This window comes from Streptomyces sp. NPDC048057, from assembly GCF_040653095.1.
Taxonomy (GTDB): Bacteria; Actinomycetota; Actinomycetes; order Streptomycetales; family Streptomycetaceae; genus Streptomyces.
Map to the genome: position 1 here is coordinate 267,704 of NZ_JBEZNF010000007.1, position 6,607 is coordinate 274,310.

A 6,607-nucleotide genomic window follows, 5' to 3' on the forward strand; every position below is an offset into this window, starting at 1 on the left:
GCGAGCCACCCCAGGACCGGCCCACCGCCCCGGCACCCCAGGGTGCCGGGGCGGTGGTGTGTCCGGCACCAGTGCGCCGCGGCTCAGCCCCGGCGCACCGCGCACAGCAGGCCGTCGCCCACCGGCAGCAGCGACGGCACCAGCTCCTGGCTCTCGCGGACCGCGCGCAGCAGCTCGCGCAGCCGCAGCACCTCCGCGGGCTGCGCCGCCGAGTCGACCGTACGGCCCCGGGCGAAGACGCCCTCGAAGCAGACGATCCCGCCGGGGCGCAGCAGACGCAACGATTCGGCGAGGTAGTCCAGGCACTCCAGCCGGTCGCCGTCGCAGAAGACGAGGTCGTACCCCCCGTCCGCGAGGCGGGGCAACACGTCCAGGGCGCGCCCGGGAATGAAGCGGGCGCGGTTACTGGCGAATCCCGCCACCTGGAAAGCCTGCTTGGCGAACTGCTGGCGTTCCGGTTCCAGGTCGACCGTGGTCAGCACTCCGTCGGGGCGCATGCCCTGGAGCAGATAGACGCCGGAGACGCCCGTTCCCGTACCGATTTCCGCTACCGCTTTCGCGTCCGCCGTGGCCGCCAGCAGACGCAGCGCGGCGCCGGTGCCTGGCGACACCGAGGGGACGCCAGCCTCCCGGGCCCGGTCGCGGGCCCAGCGCAGCGCGTCGTCCTCGGCGACAAAGGCGTCGGCGAACGCCCAGCTTGTCTGCCGGTTTGCGGTAATGGGCCTCTCCTGTCCCCGTAGTTGAACGCGACGTTGACTGTATCCGCTGCGGGTGGGAACCCGCAGATGGGACCGCGCGTTAGAAGAAAGGGCGCGACAAGGCGCGACGGGCCGATGTCGAGAACGGGCGGGCGAGGGACCAGCGGAGAAGCGTTCGGAGGAAGAAACCGGGGGGACGGATGGATCGGGCAGGTAAGCGGGATCCAAATTCGCGTAAAGATTCTTATCCGGAGCTAACGGACGGAGTGGCTATGGTAGGGGCTCCGCTGGACACCACCAGAGCCGACAGGGGAGGTGCGGCTGCACCTGCGGATCGGAAGGGAGCGCTTCGCCGCTTCCTCATCAGGTCACCGGGTGAGCCGAAATTTGTGACCCACAATGCTGACCGTTCCACCGCCGCCACCGCCGCAGCCACCGCGACCTTCGCATCGGATGCGGAATCGCAGGCGTGGACGCCCCCCTCCTGGGAGGAGATCGTCAGCACGCACAGCGGCCGCGTCTACCGCCTCGCCTACCGTCTCACGGGGAACCAGCACGACGCCGAGGACCTGACCCAAGAAGTCTTCGTCCGCGTCTTCCGCTCCCTGTCGACCTACACCCCCGGCACGTTCGAGGGCTGGCTGCACCGCATCACCACCAATCTCTTCCTGGACATGGTCCGCCGCAAGCAGCGCATCCGCTTCGACTCGCTCGGCGACGACGCGGCGGAGCGACTGCCGAGCCGCGAGCCGTCCCCGCAGCAGGCCTTCAACGACACGCACTTCGACGCAGACGTCCAGCAGGCCCTGGACACCCTCGCGCCGGAGTTCCGCGCCGCCGTGGTCCTCTGTGACATCGAGGGCCTGTCGTACGAGGAGATCGCCGCGACCCTCGGGGTCAAGCTCGGCACCGTCCGCAGCCGGATCCACCGCGGCCGTTCGCACCTGCGCAAGGCCCTGAAGCACCGCTCGCCCGAGGCGCGCGCCGAGCAGCAGCGCGCCCTGGTGGGGGCGGTCGGGCTCGCAGGGGAGGGCGGGCCGGCGTGAGCGGATCCAGCCCCATCTCCCCGACCCCCGCCGAGCAGCACCTCGGGGATCGGCTCGCAGCCCTGGTCGACGGCGAGCTGAAACACGACGCGCGGGACCGGGTCCTCGCCCATCTCGCCACCTGTCCCCGCTGCAAGGCCGAAGCCGACGCCCAGCGCCGACTCAAGGACGTCTTCGCGCACGCCGCGCCCCCGCCGCCCTCCGAAGGGCTGCTCGCGCGGCTCCAAGGGCTGCCCGGAGGCCCGGGCGTGCTCGGGGGCTCCCGGGACGACGACGAGACCGGCGGCCCGTTCGGCGGGCGCATGGGGGACACCGAAGCCCTCTTCGGAGCGCTGAGCCCGTCCGCGGGAAGACCGGGCGTCCGCCGCCCGGGAGCCTTCGGATACGTTCCCGGGCCGCATCCGGCCGCCCACGGCCCGGCGCTGCCCGGCGGCCCGGGGCGTCGCTCTCCGGGGCCGGCCCCGGCGCCGGCGCCATCGACTGGGTTTCGGATCCATGAGGTCGGTCGTCAGGACGCCGACCGCTCGCTGTGGCGCGGCCGGCGGTTCGCCTTCGCGGCGGCCAGCGCGGTCTCCTTCGCGGCGATCGCCCTCGGCGCCTCGCTCCCGCTGGACTCCACGTCCTCCTCCGGCTCCCGGGCCGGCGGCCAGGGCGGCAGCACCACCCCGCTGCGGGCCCCCGTGCCCAACGGCACCCCCGGCACCGGCGCCACCCCCGGCAGCGGGCTGGGTGCCGGTGCCAACGCCCCGACCACCGCCGCAGCGGCCCGCGCCGCGGAGTACGAGCGGCGGCGGAGCGGTGGCGCGGGGTCCACGAGGTCCGAGGAGCGCACCACGTCGGGTCTGGTCCCGCTGGCCACCCCGGCGCCGCTCAGCCTGGCCTCCCACCCCTCCCGCTCCGTGCTGTACTCGGCGTTCCCCGCCTTCAAGGTGCCCCCGCTGATACGTCCCACGGGCAGCGCGCTCCAGCTCTCCAGCGTCCCGGGCCTCGTCGCCCAGGCGACGCCCTCGCCCACCCACCTGGTCGCCCCCTCCCCGGGGCCCGGGCCACAGCACGCCCGCTGACGCACTCCTTCGGGGCTGCCCTCAAGCGCAGCCCTGCAAGGGGATTCGCAAACCTGGTTGAATCTCTGGAGGCGTGCGCGTGGGCGCCGCGTAATCGGCATTTGCGGGGAGAGCATGGACGACGGGAAGCCCACCCGACCCAAGGCGAAGTGGTGGAGTCGGCCCGGCGCGGGCCAGGAGACTCCCCCCGAGCCCACGGGGCAGCCGGCGGCACCCGAGTCCACCCCGCCGTCGGCGCCCCGGCCCGGGGCGCCGACGCCCGGACAGCCCGCCGACGCGGTCCCCGCCGAGCCCGGCCCGACGACCGAGCCGGTCGCCGGTGGCGTCCCGGCGCAGCCACCCCGGCCGTTGCACCAACCCGACGCCTACAGCACCCCGCCGTACGGCGGCCCCGGGCCGTGGGCACCCGCGCCGCCCGTCCAGCGGCCCGTACCGACTCCCGCGCACGGCACGGCCGTACCCCCGTCACCGGCCGCGGCCCCGCCGGCCGGTGCGGACGCCGGCGCCCCGCCTCCTCCGGCGCACCCCACCGCGCATCCGACGACGGACGGCGCCGGGTTCACCCCGCCGCCCCACGCACCACCGCAGCAGCCGCACACGGCCCCGCCCCAGCAGCCGGTCGTCCCGACGCAGGCCGCGCCGCAGCCGGCCTCGCAGTGGCTCCAGTACGACCCGTGGGGCGCCCCTGGGGCCTCCGGAGCGCCCGCGGCGCCGCTGACCCACCCCGGCGGCCCCGGCCGCCGCAAGAGCGGCCGTGGCCCGCTGGTGGCCGGCGCGGTGCTGCTGGCCCTGGTCTCCGGCGTCATCGGCGGCGGCATCGGCTCGTACACCGAGCGCAACGGCGGGTTCGGCAGCGATCTGATCCAGCTGGACCAGTCCCCGAAGGACAGCGGCGGCCGGGCCCCCGACAGCGTCGCCGGCATCGCCGCCAGCGCCCTGCCCAGCGTGGTCACCCTGCACGTCAGCGGCGCCGGCGAGCAGGGCACCGGCACCGGCTTCGTCCTGGACAAGCAGGGCCACATCCTCACCAACAACCACGTCGTCGACCCCGCCAGTGCCTCCGGCGAGATCACGATCACCTTCAGCAGCGGCGAGAGCGCCCGCGCCACCCTCGTCGGCAAGGACGCCGGCTACGACCTCGCCGTGGTCAAGGTGAAGGGCGTCGCCGGCCTCACCCCGCTCCCCCTGGGGAATTCGGACAACGTCCGCGTCGGCGACCCCGTCGTCGCCATCGGCGCCCCCTTCGACCTCCAGAACACCGTCACCTCCGGCATCATCAGCGCCAAGGAGCGCCCGATCACCGCCGGCGGCGAGCGCGGCGACGGCAGCGACGTCAGCTACGTCAACGCCCTCCAGACGGACGCCCCGATAAACCCCGGCAACTCCGGCGGCCCGCTGGTCGACGCCAAGGCCCGGGTCGTCGGCATCAACAGCGCCATCCGCGCCGCCGACACCGGCGACGGACCCAAGGGCGGCCAGTCCGGCTCCATCGGCCTCGGCTTCGCCATCCCCATCAACCAGGGCAAGCGCGTCGCCGAAGAGCTGATCAACACCGGTAAGGCCACCCATCCGGTGATCGGCGTCAACCTGGACCTGAAGTACGACGGTGCCGGCGCCCGCGTGGCCGAGAAGAACAAGGACGACAGCCCCACCGTCGTCCCCGACGGCCCCAGCGCCAAGGCCGGCATCCGGCCCGGTGACGTGATCACCGAGGTCGACGGCCAGAAGGTGAGCGGCGGCGAGGAACTGATCGTCAAGATCCGGGCCCACCGTCCGGGCGACGAGTTGGAGCTCACCATCGAGCGCGACGGCAAGGAGCTGACGAAGAAGCTGACGCTCGGCTCCTCCGAAGCCGGCTGACCCCCGGCACGGGCGTGGGAACCGACGCCGGCGCACCGGTCGGCGTACGGCCCGTGAACAGCGGATGTACGCCGCGCCGCGCCGGCGATCACCCCGTCCCGGCACGTGACGCACGGAAGTTCCGCCGGGTACCGTGGTTCGGGTCCGGACCCGTTTTGACCCACGGCCCACGGAGAACACGAGGAGCAGCAGGGTGTTCAATGACATAGGCGTACTGGAGCTGGTGGCTCTCGTCGTGCTCGCCGTGCTCATCTTCGGCCCCGACAAGCTCCCCAAGGTGATCCAGGACGTCACCCGCACGCTCCGGAAGATCCGCCAGTTCTCCGACAGCGCCAAGGAGGACATCCGTGAGGAACTCGGCCCGGAGTTCAAGGACTTCGAATTCGAGGACCTGAACCCGAAGACGTTCATCCGCAAGCACCTCAACGAGAACGAGGAACTGCGCGAGCTGAAGGAGCTGGGCAGCTCCTTCGATCTCCGCAAGGAGATGAACGAGGTCGCGGACGCGGTCAACGGCACCAAGTCTGCGGACGCCGAATCCGACGCGGACCGGGCTGTGCCCGCCGCGGTCGCGGGCCCGTCGGACGGCACCCCGGACCTGCTCAAGAAGTCCACCGGCACCACCACCGGCACCCCCGACCTGCTCAAGAAGCCCACCGCCGGCACTCCCGACCTGCTGAGGAAGCGCGAGCCGGCCGAGCAGACCACGCGTCCGCCCTTCGACGCCGACGCCACCTGAGAGACCCCTCCGCCCCGCCCGACGGGCCCGTTCCGCCGGATGCCACGGGCCGTCCCCCGCGCGGGCGGTCCCCGGCCCGCCCGCGTCCGCAGTCGGGTCGTATCCGCCTGCTGACCCCGGTCAATCCCTGGGAGTTCGAGCGGGGTGGTTATTCTCTCCATCTGTCAGGACGCGAGGACGCCCGAGGGGGGCGGGTCCGCTCCGGACCTCGGACACGGAGGAAGGCGGCCGGGTAGATGGAGACGACGAGTCGGGAGGCGGACCAGACCGCGGACGGGCCGACACCGGCCTTTCACGGACGGCGCACCCTCGACGACTACGCCCGTGCGTCCTTCCCCTGGTACGGGCTCGACGAGGCGTTCACCGGCCCGCGCCGGCTGATGCAGGTCGCCGCGGCGGCCGACGGCGTCGTGCAGCACGGCTCCCTGGGCCACGGCGACGCGCCGTCGATACGGTCCGACGCCGCGGTCACCCTGCGGGAGCGCTTCGCGGTGGTCGTCACGGTCGCCGCCAGCCCGGTGCGCCGCAGCGGCGACGGCACGGGCGTCCTGGACGCCACCACGGTCTCCTCCGCGGCCTGGCTGGCCGGCTCCGGGCTGCTGGCGCACACCTGGCCGCCCCAGCTGGACCACGCGCTGCGGGACGACTGGCTGGACCAGCAGACCGAGACGGCCTTCGTCCTCGCCGACGACCTCGACGGGCCGGAGTGGTCGCAGCTGTCGCTGCCCGTGAACGGCGAGCCCATGCCGTTCCACTACCGCGAGACGGACTTCGGCTGGGTGCTGGCGGGCTCCACCGGCAGCACGGGGGGCCCGGGAGTGCACCTCGGGGCGTACGGGCGGGGGATGAGCGCGTACGGCCTCGGCTTCGCGGTCGTGCACGACCTCGCGCCGTACGAACAGGGCGCCGTGGACTGAGGGCGAGGGCCTGTCGGCCGTCCCACGTCCCGGAACGCAACCGGGGGCGCCGCATCCGACGCCCCCGGCTCCGTACGCACGGACGTGAAGAGCCCCTAGGGCGTGTCTTACGGACCTTGCTGGGCTCGCGTGCCCTGGCACCATTCCCCCTGGGCCTTCGGCCCGGGAGGTGCCCCCACTCCGCGTTGTCGTCGGTCGCCAATGGCCCCCTGTGCCCTGCGGGCACGGTGGTACCCCCACCGCATTGGCTCTCCCCCTGGGCCTAGCGGCCCGGGTGGGGGCG

General features: G+C 73.5%; 6 protein-coding genes. 5 read left to right on the forward strand and 1 reads right to left on the reverse strand.

The features are described from left to right. Nucleotides 1-83: 83 nt before the first annotated feature. Nucleotides 84-785 (reverse strand): O-methyltransferase, encoded by a 702-nt coding sequence (locus tag AB0E05_RS10710; RefSeq protein WP_361961544.1) that lies wholly within the window; start codon nt 783-785, stop codon nt 84-86. Nucleotides 786-970: 185 nt separating this feature from the next. Here AB0E05_RS10710 and sigE point away from each other — a divergent pair, with 185 nt between their 5' ends. From sigE to AB0E05_RS10735, 5 genes are all read left to right on the forward strand, one after another. Beyond that, a complete protein-coding gene (gene sigE, locus AB0E05_RS10715) occupies nt 971-1,744 on the forward strand; it encodes an RNA polymerase sigma factor SigE (protein WP_361529622.1) in 774 nt (257 codons plus the stop codon). Beyond that, nucleotides 1,741-2,808: a zf-HC2 domain-containing protein gene (locus AB0E05_RS10720; RefSeq protein WP_361961506.1), complete on the forward strand. Its 1,068-nt coding sequence runs from the start codon at nt 1,741-1,743 to the stop codon at nt 2,806-2,808. The genes sigE and AB0E05_RS10720 overlap by 4 nt, the downstream gene beginning before the upstream one ends. A 114-nt stretch (nt 2,809-2,922) precedes the next feature. Further along, nucleotides 2,923-4,668 (forward strand): trypsin-like peptidase domain-containing protein, encoded by a 1,746-nt coding sequence (locus AB0E05_RS10725; protein ID WP_361961508.1) that lies wholly within the window; start codon nt 2,923-2,925, stop codon nt 4,666-4,668. 193 nt (nt 4,669-4,861) lie between these two features. Beyond that, entirely contained in the window at nt 4,862-5,407 is a 546-nt protein-coding gene (locus tag AB0E05_RS10730) for a sec-independent translocase (RefSeq protein ID WP_361961510.1), read from the forward strand. A gap of 236 nt (nt 5,408-5,643) precedes the next feature. Further along, nucleotides 5,644-6,324 (forward strand): hypothetical protein, encoded by a 681-nt coding sequence (locus AB0E05_RS10735; protein WP_361961512.1) that lies wholly within the window; start codon nt 5,644-5,646, stop codon nt 6,322-6,324. The last annotated feature ends 283 nt before the right edge of the window (nt 6,325-6,607 follow it).